Genomic DNA, 17,456 nt, shown 5'->3' on the forward strand with positions numbered 1-17,456 from the left:
CGCGCGGCGCGCCAGGCCGCCGCGTGGATGCCGGTGGATCGACGTGCTGAAGGTGCGATCGCGCCACGGCACGTGCGCTGCGCCGGCGGCCTTGCATGTCCCCGGGACAGGGGGGAAGTCCGTCGTGAGGCTGGCGCGAAGGGCGCCTTTCCCCGAGGCGTGTCACCGCTGGACCGGCTCGGACAGCCAGCGCACCAGCGCATCGCCCTCGAGATCGAGCAAGGCATCCTCGACCTTGACCGGTCCAATCGCCCGCGTGCGCTCGACGATCGCGCGCTCTTCCTCGGTCGTCGGCGGGCGCCCGATCCGCCGCGCGAAGAGGCGTCCGAGCAGCTCCGCGATCTCCGTCTCCATCTCCTGCCTGCCCTCCCGCCTGCCCTCCTTCCTGGCTTCGTGCAGGATGAGATTACGGATCAGGTATTTGGTGCCCGGCGCGCGCCGGAGCACTTCTATCATGGGTACATTCCAGATGTCCTCGATGTCCTCGAAGTCCTTCGCCGGCATCATGGCCTCCTTCAGCAGATTGTGTCTCCAGGGATCGACGGCCGCCATCATGAAAAATGCCGAAATGAGATCGGTCCGCTCCTCGTAATTCGCTGCCCTCGCGCAGATTTCCGCAACGATATCCCGCATCGCCGCCTCACTTGCGTCGCTGGCGAGCGGGGCGAACACGAGCCAGAGCAGGCTGCCGCGCGCTCGGAGCTCGGCGATCGTGCGCTGGTAGACCGCGTCGATCCTGAACTGAACGCCGCTGAAAGGACGCCTCGGCCAGGCCGTGCGACGCCTCCCCATCGCGGGCAAACGCCGCCTGCCGCCCGAGAGGACCACGGCGACGCTCTCGATGGGTGGCACCGGCTCTCCGGGCGCGTCGATGCGAAGCGCGGTGAACAGGAAGCCGAGGTACTCGAACATGCGATCCGGAACGTCGTCGCGCAGCGAGAGGCAGAACTCGACATGAAGCACGCGCGGCTCGCCGTCGACGCGCAGGTGCAAGGCCCTGTCGAGGCGGCGCTCCAGCTTCGTGACCTGCGTGTCGATCCAGCCCAGGGCCTCGACGGAGCGGCCCCCGGCGACGAAAGCGCGCGCCAGGTCGTCCGGACGTCGGCGGGCGATGTGGCGCAAAGCAATATCGGCGTCTCCCATGCTGCGCGCCGTTCGCAGGGCGTGTGCCAGGCGGAAGAGGGCGCGAAACCGCGGTGCTTCGGGGCTCGGCGCGCGCGCCGAGGGTGGCGGCGCCATGGCGAACTCCGGGCGCGCGACCGCGGCGCCCCGGAGCGCCGCCCTCCCCTCCTCTACTGCCGCACCGGCAGTTCGATGACAAAACACGCCCCCTCGCCAGGCGCGCTCTCCGCCGTCACCACCCCGCCATGCGCTTCGACAACGCTCTTTACGATCGACAGCCCGAGCCCCGTCCCGTCGCGGCGCTCGTCCGTCGTGAAGAACCGATCGAAGATCCGGGGGAGGTGCTGCGGCGGTATCCCCGGCCCCCGGTCGCGCACCGAGATCCTCGCCGTCCTGCCGCCCTGACCGCCCTCGACCGTCACCACGACAGGCTCCCCCGGCGGCGAGAACTTCACCGCGTTGTCCACCAGGTTGAGCAGCGCCGTCTCCAGATCCGCCTGCCGCGCCCGGATCATCCGCGCGGGCGTCTCGTACCGCAGCGCGACCGGCTGATCCGGGGTGCTCGCGCGCTCGGCCACGCGCGCGGCGAGCGCCTCGAGATCCACGATCGTCATCACCTCGCTCGACGCGTCGATGCGGCTGAGCTCGAGCAGCCGCGACACCAGGCGATCGAGCCGCGCCACGTCGAGCTCGATGTTGCGCAGGAAGCGCCGGCGGGCCTCGAGGTCGTCCGCCGCGCCCTCGTCGAGGAGCTCGGCAGCGCCGCGGATCGACGTGAGCGGCGACTTGAACTCGTGCGCCACGTCGGCCGCGAACTCGGAGATGTACCGCAGACGCGCCGCGAGCCGCTCGTTCATCGCCGAGAACGACTCGCCGAGCTCGCGGATCTCGCCGCTCCCGGAGGTGGGGACGACGACGTCGCGCTCGCCGGCCGCGATGCGCTTGGCGGCGCGCGAGAGCTTGCCGAGCGGCCGCGAGATCGACCACGCGAGGGCGAGCGTGACGAGGCCCGTGAAGAGGCTCGCGACCACGAGCACACGCAGCAGGCCCGAGCGGATCCGGTGGAGCTCGACGAGCACCGGGCGCGTGGAGCGGGCCACGTAGACCGCCCCGAGCACCTCGCCGCCAGCGCGGATCGGCTCGGCCAGGAAGAGGATGACCACCGGCTCCCGCTCCCGGACGCGCGTCCAGGTGGCGCGCCGGCCGGCCAGCGCCTCGCGGACCTCGGGGCGCAGCGGCACGTCGGGCCAGCGCTCGCGCGGCCCGTCCCCGGAGCGCGCCGAGGAGCGCGAGGGCCGCGCGCCGTCCGTCAGATCCTCGCCGCCCGGGAGCCACGTCGGCCCGGGGGGCTCGGGGCCCTCGGGCGGGCCGTTCTCGTGCGAGTCGGCGACCACGGCGCCCGCGCCGTCGAGCAGGCGGATGCGCGTGCGCGTGTGCCGCGCCGCGTGCGTCAGGATCTCGGCGTGCTCCGGCGCGCCGGGGGCGACGCCGCGGCCGGCGTCCGATCGCAGCATCGCCGCGACCATGACCGCCTGGTTCGCCATATCGCGCTCGAGCGAGGCGAGCAGCTGCCGCTCGTAGATGCGCGCGAACTCGAGCCCGGCCACGGGCACGAGCAAGACGACGAGGTTGACGACCAGGAGGCGGACGCGGATGCGGCCGAGCTCGCGGAGCAGGCGCTCGATCATGGCGGCGGCCGGCTACGCCCCCTGCGCCTTGTAGCCGACGCCGTGCACCGTCGCGATCGGATCGCCGCCGACCGCGCGGAACTTGGCGCGGATCCGGCGGACGTGGGTGTCGATGGTGCGCTCGGTGATCAGGTTGTCGTAGCGGTAGGCGCGCTGCATGAGCTGCCCGCGCGAGAGCACGACGCCGGGCCGCTCGAGCAGCGCGCTCAGCACGCCGAGCTCGGTCGCGGTGAGCGGCACGATCCGCCCGAGGTAACGGGCCTCGTGGCGGTCCATGTCGACCTCGACCGGGCCGTGGCGGAGCACCGCGGCGCGCGGCTCCGCCGGCGCGGGCGGCGCGGCCGGCGCCTCGGCGCGCCGGAGGAGGGCGCGGACGCGCGCCACGAGCTCGCGCGGCGAGAACGGCTTGATGAGGTAGTCGTCGCCGCCGAGCTCGAGGCCGACGATCCGGTCGACCTCGTCGGCGCGCGCGGACAGGAAGAGGATGGGCGTGCGGCTCGCCGCCCGGACGCGCCGGCACACCTCGAGGCCGTCGATCTCGGGGAGCATGACGTCCAGCACCACGAGGTCGACCTGGCCCGCGCCGGCGGCGTCCATCGCGGCGCGCCCGTCGGCCACCGCGGTCACGGCGTAGCCCTCCTTCTGCAGGGCGTAGAGCAGGACCTCGCGGATGTGCGCCTCGTCGTCGACGACCAGGATGTGCTTGCTCACGTCTCGATCGATGCCTCCGGGGCGCCGCCGTCCTGCCCGCCGATGGCCACGCCGAGGCCCTCCACGCGCGCCCAGACCTCGGACACGATACCAGAGGCCCCCTCGACCGAGGACCCGGCGAAGCGCGCCAGGACGAGCTGCGTGCGGAGCGCGTGGACGAGGTCCGCGAGCTCCTCGAGGGCGCGCGCGTCGCGGTCGCGCATGGCGCGCAGGCGCCGGATGTTGTCGAGGTGCAGGTGCGCCGTGGCCAGGGCCCGGCCGCCCGCGCCGCCCTGCTCCAGCGCCGCGACGCGCTCGGCGGCGGCGGCCTCGTCGAAGCCGACCCGGCGGAGCAGCGCGTCGAGCTCGGCGTGGCGGGCGGCGGCGCGCGCGACCTCGGCCTCGATGCGCGAGGCGGCCTCGCGCGACAGGAGCGCCTCGAACGCGGTGCCGGCGCAGGCGTCGACGCCCTCGCGCAGGGCGCCCTGGACGCGCGCCGCGGCCGAGGCGGCGCGCGGGCGCTCGCCGCCCTCGCCCCGCGCCGAGGTCGAGGTGAGCGCGACGGGCGCCCAGATCGGCCAGAGCGGCACGCAGAGCGCCGCGGAGAGGGCGGCGCGGCGGCGCCCCTCCAGCGACGCGCGGTACACCGCGACGGCGCACGCGAGGCCGGCGAGGAGGTAGAGGGCCGCGAGGTCGCGGAGGCTCATCGGAGATCCCCCTCGGGGGCGCCGCGCTCGACGTCGCCGGGCGTGAGGTCGGCGCAGGCTTGCCGGCCGGCGTCGTCGAGCTCGCCGAGGCAGCACGGGTCCTCGTCGTAGAGGCCGAGCGAGGAGCGGCCGCTCGTGATGAGCGCGTCGGCGAAGCTCCCCTCGCGGGCGCGCAGGAACGGGATCGCCTCGGCGCGCGGCCGGAGCAGGTAGGGCCGGAGGATCCACGCCGCCTGCCCGCCGACGGCGAAGAACATCGCGACGAAGGCGGCCGCGGTGAGCGCGCGGCCGTCGCCCGCGCCGATGCCGCGCACGAGCACGCCGAGCGCCGCGAGGCCCGCGAGGGCGTAGGCGAGCGAGGCGGCGAGCGCGGAGTCGTGGTAGCCGAGGCCCGCGTCGATCAGGAGCCAGAGCGCGGGCGCGAACGCGAGCAGGACGAGCGAGGAGCGGGCCGCGGACGCGAGGGCGAGGGCGACGATCGACCTGAGGGGCCACGGGCGGCCGAGGACGGCGGCGAGCGCGTGGAACGCGGGGGCGCAGAGCGCGAGCGTGATCATCATCGCGAGCGGGACCTTGAGCGCGGCGTAGAGGATCTGCTCCCGGCCGCGGAAGCTGCCGACGACGCCGCCGAACACGGCGGAGCCGAGGCCGATGGCGCCGAGCGACGCGAGGGAGATCGCGCGGAGGTCGCGGTCCTCGCGGCAGCTCGCGGCGATCTCGGCGGGGGCGCGGAGGAGGCGGCCGAGGATGGCGGCGCTCACGAGGCGCCTCTGCTGAAGACGGGGAGCACGTCCAACCAGACGCGCAGGGAGAGCGCGACGGCAAAGGCGGCGAAGCCGAGGAACGCCGCGCCGGAGGCGGCCCGGCCGAGGAGGTTGCCTTTGCGCGCGAGGGCGGCCTTGAGGTCGCGCAGGAGGACGCGCAGGCCGATGGTGCCGCCGACGGCGAGGCCGAGCAGGGCCATGACGGCCGCGGTCCCGCCGTTCTCGCTCGTGACGACGAAGAGGGCGGCGGCGGGGGCGAGGCCGCCGAGCGCCAGGCCGGTCGCGGCGGCCGCGCGCGCGGTGGCGGAGAGGGCGCGCGGAGGGTCGAGGGGGGCGTTGAAGAGCGTGAGCACGATGGTCAGCGCCGGGACGCCGAGGCAGGCGACGGCGACCATCGCCGCGGGGACGCCGAGGGCGTGCTGGACGAACGACGCGCCGCCGTGCCGCGCGCCGAGCCCGACGCCATAGAGCGAGGCGAGGCCGAGGCCGACGCCGAAGCGGGAGAGGCTGTCGCGGAGGCGCTCCGGCGGGAGCTCGCCGAGCAGCGAGGCTGTCCAGCTGGGCGGGGCGACCGGCGCGGGCGCGGTGGGATCCGGGGGGGCGGCGGCGCTGGCGGAAGCAGCGGTGACCGCCGGGGGCTCCTCGCGGTCGGGGGTGTGCTCTGGAAGGGCGGAGTCTCTGCCGGATTCCGGCGCAGAGGGGATGGATAGATACGAAGCTTGCGCTTGCACGCGGACCTCCGTGGTGGTGAGCGCTGCGACGGGCGGTCTCCCAGGCCGAGGCTGGCGCTGGCCGCCGCCGCAGACGTCGATGGGAGTACCCGGCAGGCGAGGCGCGGCTGCGCCCGCGAGAAGGAAGGATCGCGGAGAGGTTGTGGCGGAGTTGTGGCAGCGGGGTTTGGCGGAGCCTCGGGGATACCCCCGATCGCTGGCGCGCCCCCAGTGTGGCCCGCGGTGCGACCCGCGGTGTGCCCCGCTGGGACGGAGTGCGCAGATCACCTCCTCCGAGCCGGACGCCGCAGGTATGGCGCGGTCGCTTTTTTCCGTCTCCCCCTACGTAAAAATCAGCCGCCCCCCAGGTTTCAATTTGAACGAGCGCGATCGGGGCTTGATAATGCTCGCTTAGAGTTGCGGACCATTGCAGTTCCCCTCAGCGTTCGCCTCGCGACGGCCGTCGTGGCCGCGTCGATCCCGCTCGCGAGCGGGTGCGCGGCGCCCGCGCCCCCGCCGCGCCCCGTCGCGGCCCCGGCGCCGGCCCTCACGCAGCGCTTCGCCAGCGGGCCCGCGCCGACGCCGCGGTTCCTCGATCCGGCGCGCGCGCAGAAGCTCCGCGCGGCGGCGCCGGAGGTGCAGGCGCTCGCGCAGCGGACCGCGGATCGGGAGCGGCTGCCTGCGCTCGCGCTCGGCGTGGTCATCGACGGCGAGCTCGCGATCCGGAAGGTCATCGGCGTGCGCGACGTCGTGCACGGCGGCGCGGTCGACGAGCACACGCGCTTCCGCGTCGGATCCGTCACGAAGACGCTGACGGCGGCGGCGATCCTGCGGCTCCGCGACGAGGGGCGGCTGTCGCTCGACGCCCCGGCGGCGCGTTACCTGCCCGCGCTCGGCGGCGTCGTCTACCCGACGCGCGACTCGCGGCCGATGACGGTGCGCGATCTGCTCACGCACAGCTCGGGGCTGCCCCGGCTCGGGGTGTTCTCCCCGGCGTCCACGGAGCGCGACGTCACCGAGCGCGAGATCCTGTCCACGCTCGACGGCTTCGGGCTCGAGAGCGCGCCGGGCACCGAGACGTCGTACTCGAACCTCGGCTACTCCCTGCTCGGCCTGCTCGCTGGCCGCGCCGCCGGCGTCCCCTACCGGCGCTTCATGAACGACGCGCTGCTCGCCCCGCTCGGCATGAGCGAGACCGCCTGGGACGCATCGCAGGTGCCTGCCGGCGCGCTCGCGTCGCCGCACGTGCGCTCGGGCGGCGCGCTGACGCCGATCCAGCCCTGGCGGCTCGGGGCCTCCGAGGCGGCGGCGGGGCTCTACGCGAGCCTCTCCGACATGGGCCGCTTCGTCGGGTTCCAGCTCGCCGCCTGGCCCGCGCGCGACGAGCCCGAGGCGGCGGCCCTGCGGCGGAGCTCGGTGCGCGAGTCGCACATGATGGCGCGCAACGGCTCGGCGTTCCCGGCCGCCGGCGGCGAGGACGGCCCCGGGCTCGGCTGGCAGGTGCGCGAGGACTGCGACCTCGGCCACGTGGTCTTCCACAACGGCCTCATCGACGGCTACTCCGCCTCGGTGGTGCTCCTCCCGCAGCGCGGCGTCGGCGTGGTCGCGCTCGCCAACGTGGCCGGCGCCGACCTCGAGTCGCTGAACCGCAAGGTGCTCGGCAAGCTCGACGCGACCGGCGCGATGGTCGCGCGCGTCGTCCCCCCCTCCCCGTCCGTGCGCCGCGCGGCCCAGGCGGTCGCCTCCGCGATCGGGCGCGCGCAGCCGGGCAGGATCGACCGCAGCCTCCGGCCAGGCTGGTTCTCCGATACAGACCACCAGACCTTGCTGCAGGAGCTGCACGACGTCGGCCAGCGGATGGGCGCGTGCGCGCTGGACGGCTCGGCCGTGGTGGAGAGCGCGACGTCGGCGCGCTTCGGCCTGCAGTGTCAGCACGGCGCGCTCTCGGTCGCCGTGCGCGTCGACACGTCGCCGGACCCGCTGATCACGTCCGTCAGCCTCGACGAGCACACGGGGTCGACCGCCGCCCTGGAGAGCGCGCGCTCCCGCTTGAAGCTGGCGCGCTGCCGCTGAGATCGGGCGCCAGGCTCGACAGCAGCGGTGTCACAGCTGAGGCAGATCGCCTCACACGATATCGCGGCTGAGCTTGCTCTGGCGTCGTGAGGAGTTGCCCTGTTTTCCGCGGTGTCCGACGGGTGGCTCGGGCCGTGCATTCGGCCGGCACCGCTCATCAAGAGCTCTGATGCTCACAAAGGCTCCGGATCGTTTCCGGAGGTCGCTTGATCGCTGCGCCCGCTTGGGGGGGCAGTGAGGAGAATGAATATGCGAACTCTCGTTCACTCTGTTGCGCTCTCGGCTGTGATCGCCTTCGCGGGGCTCGGATGCTCGCACGAGTCGCAGCCTCCGCGCAGCGCGGATGACGCGTCCGGCGCCGGCTCGCAGGGCACCACGGGAACGCAGTCGCCGTGGGGCTCGGGCGCGCAACCTGGCAGTGGAACCAACACGGGCTCTGGCGTCGGGACGAGCGGCGCCAGCGGGACCCAGGGACCTGGCAGCGATCCGTCCTCGGTCGGAGGCACGGGCTCCAGCCTGGGCTCTGGCACCACGGGCTCGGGCACGGGGGCGTCCGGCCTGGGCTCCGGCACCACGGGCTCGGGCACGTCGGGCGCGACGGGCTCCGGCACCACGGGCTCCGGCACCACGGGGGCCACGGGCTCGGGCACCACGGGCTCCGGCACCACCGGCACGGGCGCGACGGGCTCCGGCACCACGGGCTCGGGCACCACGGGCACGTTGCCGGGCGCCGGCACGGGGACCTCGCCGGGGACCGGCACGGGCATCCCGGGCGGCTTCCAGGGCGGCACGAGCTCGGGCAACCAGCAGAACAAGCGCGGCACGGGTACCGGCACCGGCAGCGGGACGCAGAGCCCGGGCGCTGGCGCGCCGGGCAGCACCCCGGGTCAGGGCACCGGGAGCCAGGGCGGCACCCGCTGATCAGGGCGGTACCCGCTGATCCGGCGGAATCGCAGCGATCGCCAGGTCGTCGTGGGACCTGCCGATCACCGCGATCCCCACCGGCGCGGGCGCCCGTGGCCATCACGGATGGCCGCGCTCGAACAGGAAGGTGGGAAGGCAGAAACGGATCGAGGATCCTTCTGCCTTCCCGTCTTTTTGTGCGTCACTCCCTCCCTCCAGGAGATCCGAGGACAACCGGGCGGCGTGGAGCGGCCATGAGCATGACGAGTTCCGAGGAAGCGCTCGCGCGCCTGCGTCGCGCGGGCCTCGCGACAGAGGTCGACGCCGCGGCGTTCGCCGCCGCGTGCGCCGAGCAGCGCGGCGGCGGGGCGCCGCTCGACGTGGAGGTCGCGCTGTCCGCGCTCGCGTCGATCCGCGGTGCGCGCGACCCCTCGGCGGCCAGCGAGATCGACCGCGCCTTCTTCGTGGACGAGGACGCCGCGGCCGACGCGGCCGTCCGCGCGGCCGTGCGAGCGACCTTCGCGCGGTGGCTCCGCTGCGCCATCCCCGCGGCGGTCGCGTCGAACCTCGACCGGCTCGTCTCCTACGTCGGCGACGTGTGTTTCCTGGCCGGGCACGCCGACCCGGAGGGCGAGGCGCCGGGCCTCTACTCCATCGACGCCTTTCGCCCGCCCGACGACGCGCCCTTCTCGCTCTTCGCGCTGCGGCGCGACGGCGCGCCGCTCCACGAGCTCGGCGCGCCGGTCCAGCACCACGTGCACCCGGACACGGAGGCCGCGGCCGCGGGCATCTTCCGCGTGGACGGCCTCACCCGGAGCTACCGCGAGCACGCGCCGGCGTGCGCCGTCTGCCGCGACCAGCTCCGGAGCGCCGCCGCGCGGGGCGTCCTCCCGGACGCCTTCCGGCCGCTGCTCGGCTGATCGCCCCGCCGGCCGCCGCGCGGATCACCTCCAGGGCCCGCGCGGCCTCCGCGCGCGCCGCCGCCGGGACGACAGCCACAATGTAATGGGCGTCGCGCGACGCCTCGCTCGCGGGGCAGCGCGGCCATTTGGTCCGCGCTGCCCCTCAAGCGAGGCGCGCGCTCGTGGTAGATCGGAGGCCGCGTCATGCGGATCCCGGTCGAGCTCCGAGCGCCTCCCCGGCGTGTGTCCCCGCCGGCGCGGAGAGGGGGCGCCTAGCCGCGATGCGGGAGGACTCGACCACGCTGGTCCGCACGAAGCGGCGCGCCGGACCGGGCGCCGAGCCGCGGCCGTCCCTCTTCCTCGTCCTGCAATGCCAGCGGCCCCTGGATCCACCCGCGCGGCTCTCGCTCGACGGGGTCGACGAGGTGTCGTTCGGGCGCGGCGCGTCGCGCTCGTTCCGGCGGCGGAGCGAGGGCGGGCGCGCGCTGCTCGAGGTGCGCCTCGAGGACGGCTGGATCTCGTCGCGGCACGCGCGGATCACGCGCGACGGCGGCCGGCTCCGCCTCGAGGATCTCGGCTCGACCAACGGCACCTTCGTGAACGGCGTGCCCCAGCGGAGCGCCCCGCTCGCCGAGGGGGACCTGATCGAGCTCGGGCACACCTTCTTCCTCTTCCGCGAGGTCCCCGCCGCGGACGACGCGACGGGCGACGCGCCCCCGGCGGACGGCCAGCCGTTCGGGCTCGCCACCTTCGCGCCCGCGCTGGCCGAGCGCTTCACGGCGCTCCGGGCCATCGCGCCCGCGAACATCCCCGTCGTCCTCCAGGGCGAGAGCGGCACCGGCAAGGAGGTCATCGCGCGCGCCATCCACGCGCTCTCGGGCCGGCCGGGGCCGTTCGTCGCCATCAACTGCGGCGCGCTGCCGGACAGCCTCGTCGAGTCCGAGCTGTTCGGCCACAAGAAGGGCGCCTTCTCCGGCGCGGCCGAGGACCGGCCCGGCCTCATCCGCGCCGCGGACAGGGGCACGCTCTTCCTCGACGAGATCGGGGACCTGCCCCCGGCGTCGCAAACCGCGTTCCTGCGCGTGCTGCAGGAGTCCGAGGTCGTCGCGGTCGGCGCGACGCGCCCGGTGAAGGTCGACCTCCGCGTGGTCGTGGCCACGCACCGCGATCTGCCGGCGATGGTGGAGGGCGGCGATTTCCGGGGCGATCTCTTCGCGCGCCTGTCGGGCTTCGTGCTCGAGCTGCCGCCCTTGCGGAAGCGCCGCGAGGACCTCGGCCTGCTCATCGCGGCGCTGCTCCGCCGCGCCGCCCCGGACCGCGCGGCGGAGGTCTCGATGAGCTGCGAGGCGGCGCGCGCGCTCCTCCTGCGCGAGTGGCGGCTCAACGTGCGCGAGCTGGAGAAGTGCCTGGCGACCGCGGTCGTGCTCGCGGGCAGCGGCCGGGTGGAGCTCGACCACCTGCCGCCGCCCGTCGCGGCCCCCCGCGGCAGCGTCCCGCCCGAGGCGCCGCGGCCGGAGGCCGCGCCGAGCGAGCGGCAGCGGCCCGCCGCGGAGGACCAGGAGCGGCGCGAGGCGCTGATCCGCCTCTTCCGCGAGCACCGGGGGAACATCAGCGCGGTGGCGCGGGCGATGGGCAAGGGCAGGACGCAGATCCACCGCTGGATCGCGCGTTATGGCATCGAGCCCGCCGACTACCGGGACGGGTGAGCGCTCGGCGGACGGCGGACAGCAGAGCGCTCAGGGGATGCCGAAGAGCTCGGCGGAGGACGGAGCGGCCTCCGAACCGGGGCAGAGCGGCGCGTTGACGAACAACGCGCCGTGCACCGCCGTCGCGAACGGGGCGTCGCGGATGACGTCCGACGGGTGGTTGAGAAAGACCGTGATCGGATGGCGCCATATGCCCCCGCGCCTGCCCTTGCACTGCTGGAAATCGCGGTCGCCCTCCACGAGCCCCCCGTCGTCGACGGAGCACTGGTGAAGCGCGGGGCAGTCCGTGAAGGAGCGCGCGTCGCCGCAGGCGCCGACCGAGTGCGCGACGCAGTCTTGTTCCGCCCCGGCGCCGGCGCAGAGGCGGTGCCCCACGTAGGCGGCCTGCTCGGTCCAGTACTCGCCCGTGCAGGCGAAGGCGTGGTTGTACACGACCCCCCCGGAGGCCTTGGCGCCATGGAAGACGCCGTCTTCCGTCACCTCGTTCATTCCCTCCTCGAGGCTGGGGTGGAGCGGAGAATTGCCCCACAGCCTTCCGTAGAACGCGCCCTCGCGCCAGCGGAAGACGCTCGCCTCCGGCGCCGGGTACACCGCGGGCTCGAACTCCGCCTCGCGGCGGGAGATGGCGCCGGGCGGCGGATCGGGGTCCACCCGCAGGCGGCTCGCGACGCTGAAGCCGCGGCGCCTCGGGACCAACGCGGCCACGCCCCTCGCCGGATCCGCGACGCCGGGGCGGACGCTCGACGGGCCCCTCATGACGCTGAAATGACCGCTCGATGGGCACACGAAATGGAGCGCGGGCTCGCTGCGCCCGCTGCAGCGCACCTTGCTCTGCTCGAGATAACCGGTCGAGCCGGTATCGCAGCCGCGGATGCCGTCGCAGACGCGGATCACCGTGTCGCCGTCGGGCAGCCCCGCGGCGCTCGACGGGTCGTCATCGCAGTCGCCCAGGGGCTCGGTGCCGGCGCCGAGGAACACGTACGAGTACGGGGTGCAGGAGCCGACGTGCCCGGCCGTCCAGCCGCAGTCGCGCGACGCCCCCGAGGCGTCGGTCGTGCACCGCGCGAAGCTCGGAATGAGATCGCCGTCCTCCGTGACGGTCACCACGCGGACGGAGGGCGCCGGCGTGAGCAGCCCCGGCCGGTGCTCCGGGAAGGCCTGGCCGCGCATCGAGAGCGTGACGTTGCGGCCCTCCGCGTTCACGCGCGAGATCAGGCACGCCGAGACGAGCTCCTGGCACTTCGCCCCTACCCCGCCCACGGCCCAGTGGGGGCATATCCCGATCTCGCCGGGAAATGTGTATTCCTCGCCCGTCGACGTGTCGGTGTACGAGACGCTCTGGCCCCGCTCGAGGGCGCAGGAGACGAGGTATTTCATCACGTCGCGCGTGGCTTCGTGGCGCAGCTGGAAGCGGAGCGCGGGTTCGCCGCGGACGTCGTCATAACTCTCGGTCGAGAGCGCGACGTCCACCATCACGGGATTGGCGCGCGGGTTCGCGATCAGCGCGTTGCGGGTGAGCGCCTCGGCGGAGAGGCCGTTGGCCCACACGCCCTGCACGGCGTCCATGACCGACTCCAGCACGGTGTCGGTCACCACGCTGATCGACCCGCTGGCCGACCCGCTGGCCGACCCGCTGGCCGACCCGCCGCTCGATGAGCCGCCGCTGGCCAGCGCGCCGCGCGGCGCGCTGGCCAGCGCGGGGGCGTCGTCGCCGGCGACGGCGCACCCCGCGCCGGCGGTCGAGAGCCCGACACAGAGCACAAACAACCCAGGGATCCGGTAGGTCATCACGCGGTCAGATTCCTTTCTTGTCGTCCCGGGGAGCCGGCCCTCGGTTCACGCTGCGCTGGTCGATCCCGGCGCGAGGAGCGCGCGCTCGATCTCGTCGAACCGCTGCTCCCAGAAGCCCGCCGACACGGACCTCGCCTCCGCCAGGAACACGCGCGCCTCGCCGGCAGCGCCCGCCCGGACGGCCGAGAGGACCGCGCCGAGCAACGCCTCGACGTGCTCGTGGAGGATCGCGGTGTGCCGCGCCTCCTCGACGAGCGCGCGCCACGCCGTAGCGTCGAACCGACCGGCTGCCCGGTCGTCCAGGGCCAATTGCACCAGGCGTGCCAGCGTCCGGGCGCAGGGGGTGAGGTCGAGCTCGGGGACGCTCGCGCGGGCCTCGGCCAGGCAGCGGGCCGCATCCTCGTGCTCGCCGCGGGCGAGCTGGATGCGGGCGAGGAGGAGGAGGTCGTCCGGCGAGGGGCGCTGGTTGAAGTAGCGCCGCTGGAGGTCGAGGCTGCGGCGCGCGAGCGCGAGGGCCTCGTCGAGCGCGCCCATCCAGTAGCGCAGCTCGGACAGGTTCAACGTCGCCCAGCGCTCGAGCTGGGCGTGGCCGAGCTCGCGGGCGAGGCGGACGGCCTCCCGCTGGTCCGCGACGGCGCGGCCCTCTTCGCGCCGCTTCACCCACATGAAGACCCGGTTGATGTAGGCGCCGCACAGGTGGAAGACGTCGCCGGCGCGCAGGCAGGCCGCGACGGCGGCCTCGCCGTGGCGCTCGGCCTCGTCGAGGCGGCCGGCCACCGAGAGCGAGGGGACGAGCACCAGCCGGGCGATGACGTGCGCCTCGTGGTCGCCGAGGGCGAGCGCGTCCCGGGCGGCCTGCTCCACCCTGGGGATCCCCTCGTCGACGCGCTGGCCGCGGCAGTCCGAGCGGCCGCGCGCGAGCAGGCAGCGCGCGTCGAGCCGGGCGTCGCCGAGCCCTTCGCAGAGCTCCGCGGCGCGCGCGGCGGCCGCGGCGGAGGCGGGGAAGTCCTCGAGCCAGTCGAGCGCGGTCGCCTCCTCGAGCAGGAGCTCGGCCGCGCGGCCCCGGTCGCCCGCGGCCTCGGCGAGCGCCCGGGCGGCGCGCAGATCGCCGAGCGACTCGTCGAGGCGCTGCAGGCGGTACCGCGCCCGGCCTCGGCCAGCGAGCGCCGGGGCGCGCGCCGCGGCGTCGCCATCGTCGAGGAGGCGCAGGGCCGCGGTGAAGCGCTGCTCGGCCTCGACGACGTCGTGCCGGGCGAGCGCCTCCTCGGCGAGCGCGGCGTGCGCGGCGGCGGCGGCGGCGGCGTCGCCCGCGGCGGCGGCGTGGCGGGCGATCCGGGCGCGCGCCCCGGCGGCGGGCGGCGCGTCGAGCAGGCGCCGGAGGACGGCGGCGTGCAGCGCGCGGCGGCGGGCGGGCGGGACGTGCGCCTCGACGGCCTCGCGCAGCAGCGGGTGCCGGAACGCGTACCGCGGCGGCGACGCCGAGAGGGTGACGAGCACGCCGGCCCGGGCGAGGCGCGCGAGGCCGACGCCGGGGTCGAGCGCGCCGGGCGGCGGCGGCGCGCCCGGCGCGTCGAGGGCGGCCTCGAGGTCGGCCGGGGTGAGGTCGTCGCCCACGACCGCCGCGCGCTCGAGCACGTCGACGAGCGGCGGCGGTAGGGCCGCGAGCGCGCGCGCGGCGAGGCGCTCGCCGAGCGGCGCGGCGGACAGCGAGAGCAGCTCGTCCGGCGCGAGGGACCAGCCCTTGCCGCCGCGGGCGCGCCGGATCGCGCCGCCGGCGCGCAGGGCGCAGGCGACCTCGACGAGGTCGCGCGGGACGCCGCGCGCGAGCGCGTGCAGGTGGTCGAGCACGGCGCGGGGGATGAACTCCACCGGGCGCAGGAGGTCCTGGAGCAGCGCGCCCGCGGCATCGGCCTCGAGCGGGCCGAGGTCGATCGCGAGGCGCCGGGCGGCGCGCTCCCCGAGCCCCGGGCGGAGCGACGCGATCGACGGCCGGGCCGCGAGCACGATCGCGAGGCGCGCCGGGTTGCCCTCCGCGGTGGCGAGCTCGATCGCGTCGAGCGCGGCCGCGTCCGCGAGGTCGGCGTCGTCGAGCAGCAGCGCGAGCGGGGCGGCGGCGGCGAGGGCGGCCGCGAGCGCGCGGGCCTCGGCGTGGCGGCGCGCGCCCGCGGCCGAAAGGAGGGGCGCGGCCGCGGGATCCCGGGCGGAGATCTGCCCGAACGCGAGCCCCACGGCCGGCCAGGCGCGGGCGGCCTCCGCCTCGCCCAGGCGGCGCGCGAGCGCCGCGCGGACAGCGCTCGCGTCGAGGTCGCCGCTCTCGGGCAGATCCAGGGCCGCCCGCAGGAGCGCGGCGAGGGTCGCGCCGCGCTCGGCCGCCTCCGGCCGGAGCGCCGCCGCGGTATGGACGGTGGCGCCGCCGGCGCGGAGCGCAGCCGCGAGGGCGCCGAGGAAGCGGGTCTTGCCGTGCCCCTCCGCGCCGAGCGCGGTGACGAGCGCCGGCCCGCCGCCGGCGAGCGCGTCCTGGGCGGCGGCGAGGGCCGCGGCGAGCGCGGCGTCGCGGCCGCGCAGGGGGGGCTCGCCGGGATCGGCGGGCGGGGTGTCGCGCGGGTCGGGGGGCGTGTCGCGCGGGTCGGCCGGGGTGTCGCGCGGGTCGGGCGGCGTGCGGGGCGCGCTCTCCGCGAGCGCGCGCTGGGCTTCGACCGTAAGGATCGCCGGCGGCGCGGTGCCGGCGTTGCCGGGGGCAGCACGCCAGGTCTCGGCGGTCTCCAGGGCGGAGCCCGCGAGCGTGACGCCGCGAGTGCCCTCGCGGACCCGGAGCAGCGCCAGGTGGATCACGAGAGGCGGCTCCGCGAGGCCGGCCGCGGCGAGGCGTCGGGCCGCGCGCACCGCCGCGTGCACCCCGGCGCCCGGCGACTCGGCGGTGGGGAAGGCGAGCACCGTGTGCTCCCCGCGAAAACGCGCCAGGACGCCCCCTTCCGCGCGCGCGCTCTCGGCGAGTGCGTCGGAGTGCTCGCACGTGCGCAGGGCGAGCAGCGCCACGGACCGGCGCTGGCCGGGGGCGGCAGTGCGCACGTCCGGGCTGCCAGTGCGCACGTCCGGGCTGCCAGTGCGCACGTCCGGGCTGCCAGTGCGCACGTCCGGGCTGCCAGTGCGCGCGTCCCCGCCCCCAGTGCGCGCGTCCCCGCCCCCAGTGCGCGCGTCCCCGCCCCCAGTGCGCGCGTTCCCGCCTCCAGTGCGCGCATCCTCGGGGCCCCCAGTGCGCGCTTCCCCGCCCCCAGTGCGCGCGTTCCCGCCTCCAGTGCGCGCGTCCGGGCTGCCAGTGCGCGCGTCCCCGCCCCCAGTGCGCGCTTCCCCGCCCCCAGTGCGCGCATCATCGGGGCCGCCAGTGCGCACGTCCCCGCCCCCAGTGCGCGCGTCGGCCCCACCGGCGCGCCCCCTGGCCGAGGTCCCGCGCGCCTCCAGCGCCGCCGCGAGCGCGCGCGCCGCGTCGCCCGCGCGGGCCGGCCGGGCCTCCGGATCCTTCGCCAGGCAGCGGAGCACGGCCTCGTCGGCGGCCGGCGGGAGCGGCGCGAACGTCGAGGGCGGCTCCGGCCGACGCGCCACGTGGGCCTGCCGCACCGCCGCCGGCTCGCCCACGAACGGCGGCCGGCCGGTGAGCAGCTCGAACATCACCACGCCGAGCGCGTAGACGTCCGCCCGCGCGCCCACGGCGCCCGCGCCGAGGCACTGCTCCGGCGCCATGTACTCCGCCGTCCCGAGGATCGCGCCGGTGCGCGTGAGCTCGGCGCCGAGCGCGCCCTGCGCGTCCTCCGCGGCGGGCGCGTCGCGCGCCGGCGCCGCGAGGCCGAAGTCGATCAGCGCGACCCCTCCGCCTGACCGCAACCACAGGTTCTCGGGCTTGACGTCCCGGTGGACGAGGCCGGCGTCGTGCACCGCGTCGAGCGCCGCCGCGATCGCGCCCACGATCGCCGCCGCCGCGTCGAGCGGGGCCGCGCCGGCGCCCGGCAGCTCCGCGAGGTACGACGCGAGCGAGCCGCCCTGGAGCCGCTCCAGCGCGAGGAACGGGCGCCGATCGGCGGCGTGGCCGCTGCCGAGCAACGCGGGCACCAGCGGGGGCGCGAGGCGGGCGAGCGCCGCGGCCTCGCGCGCGAACCGGCCGTCGTCCTGCCGCCGCGCCACCTTGAGCGCCACGGCGCGGCCGTCGCCCTCGCGCGTCGCCGCGTAGACGCGCGCGAACCCGCCCTGCCCGAGCAGCCGCTCGACGCAGAACCCGGGGATCCGCGGGGGCGGCTCCGGCTCGACCGGCTCGATCGCAGCGCGCGTCGGCGCCGCGAGGGGGTGCCCTGGACACGCCGCGCCCGGGCGCGTGGGGACGCGGCGATGGCACTCGGAGCAGCGCATCA

General features: G+C 76.1%; 12 protein-coding genes. 4 read left to right on the forward strand and 8 right to left on the reverse strand.

What is annotated here, in order from left to right:
- Positions 1–162: 162 nt before the first annotated feature.
- The 6 genes from WMF43_RS27090 to WMF43_RS27115 form a co-directional block, all read right to left on the reverse strand.
- On the reverse strand, positions 163–1,143 hold the full coding sequence (locus WMF43_RS27090) for a hypothetical protein (protein ID WP_437668858.1): 981 nt from the start codon (positions 1,141–1,143) through the stop codon (positions 163–165).
- 149 nt (positions 1,144–1,292) lie between these two features.
- Entirely contained in the window at positions 1,293–2,810 is a 1,518-nt protein-coding gene (locus WMF43_RS27095) for a sensor histidine kinase (protein ID WP_437668859.1), read from the reverse strand.
- Between the two features lie 12 nt (positions 2,811–2,822).
- Entirely contained in the window at positions 2,823–3,521 is a 699-nt protein-coding gene (locus tag WMF43_RS27100; protein ID WP_437668860.1) for a response regulator, read from the reverse strand.
- A complete protein-coding gene (locus WMF43_RS27105) occupies positions 3,518–4,207 on the reverse strand; it encodes a hypothetical protein (protein WP_437668861.1) in 690 nt (229 codons plus the stop codon). Before WMF43_RS27105 ends, WMF43_RS27100 begins: the two co-directional genes overlap by 4 nt.
- A complete protein-coding gene (locus tag WMF43_RS27110) occupies positions 4,204–4,968 on the reverse strand; it encodes a hypothetical protein (RefSeq protein WP_437668862.1) in 765 nt (254 codons plus the stop codon). Before WMF43_RS27110 ends, WMF43_RS27105 begins: the two co-directional genes overlap by 4 nt.
- Positions 4,965–5,702, reverse strand: a complete 738-nt coding sequence (locus WMF43_RS27115; RefSeq protein WP_437668863.1) for a hypothetical protein — start codon at positions 5,700–5,702, stop codon at positions 4,965–4,967. Before WMF43_RS27115 ends, WMF43_RS27110 begins: the two co-directional genes overlap by 4 nt.
- Positions 5,703–6,098: 396 nt before the next feature.
- Between WMF43_RS27115 and WMF43_RS27120 the strand changes: the two genes are divergently transcribed.
- From WMF43_RS27120 to WMF43_RS27135, 4 genes are all read left to right on the forward strand, one after another.
- Positions 6,099–7,754, forward strand: coding sequence for a serine hydrolase domain-containing protein (locus WMF43_RS27120; RefSeq protein WP_437668864.1), 1,656 nt, complete (start codon positions 6,099–6,101; stop codon positions 7,752–7,754).
- 249 nt (positions 7,755–8,003) lie between these two features.
- Positions 8,004–8,675 carry a hypothetical protein gene (locus WMF43_RS27125; protein WP_437668865.1) on the forward strand — a complete coding sequence of 224 codons (672 nt, stop codon included), beginning with the start codon at positions 8,004–8,006 and terminating at the stop codon, positions 8,673–8,675.
- A 236-nt stretch (positions 8,676–8,911) separates the two neighbouring features.
- Entirely contained in the window at positions 8,912–9,577 is a 666-nt protein-coding gene (locus tag WMF43_RS27130; protein ID WP_437668866.1) for a hypothetical protein, read from the forward strand.
- A gap of 263 nt (positions 9,578–9,840) precedes the next feature.
- The gene (locus WMF43_RS27135) at positions 9,841–11,265 is read left to right on the forward strand and encodes a sigma 54-interacting transcriptional regulator (RefSeq protein WP_437668867.1); all 1,425 of its coding nucleotides are present in this window, start codon (positions 9,841–9,843) and stop codon (positions 11,263–11,265) included.
- Between the two features lie 30 nt (positions 11,266–11,295).
- Here WMF43_RS27135 and WMF43_RS27140 read toward each other — a convergent pair whose 3' ends face one another.
- Positions 11,296–13,053 carry a hypothetical protein gene (locus WMF43_RS27140; protein WP_437668868.1) on the reverse strand — a complete coding sequence of 586 codons (1,758 nt, stop codon included), beginning with the start codon at positions 13,051–13,053 and terminating at the stop codon, positions 11,296–11,298.
- A 48-nt stretch (positions 13,054–13,101) separates the two neighbouring features.
- The gene (locus WMF43_RS27145) at positions 13,102–17,454 is read right to left on the reverse strand and encodes a protein kinase domain-containing protein (RefSeq protein ID WP_437668869.1); all 4,353 of its coding nucleotides are present in this window, start codon (positions 17,452–17,454) and stop codon (positions 13,102–13,104) included.
- Positions 17,455–17,456: the final 2 nt, after the last annotated feature.

This window comes from Sorangium sp. So ce131 (assembly GCF_051519095.1).
In the GTDB taxonomy this organism is placed as follows: domain Bacteria; phylum Myxococcota_A; class Polyangia; order Polyangiales; family Polyangiaceae; genus Sorangium.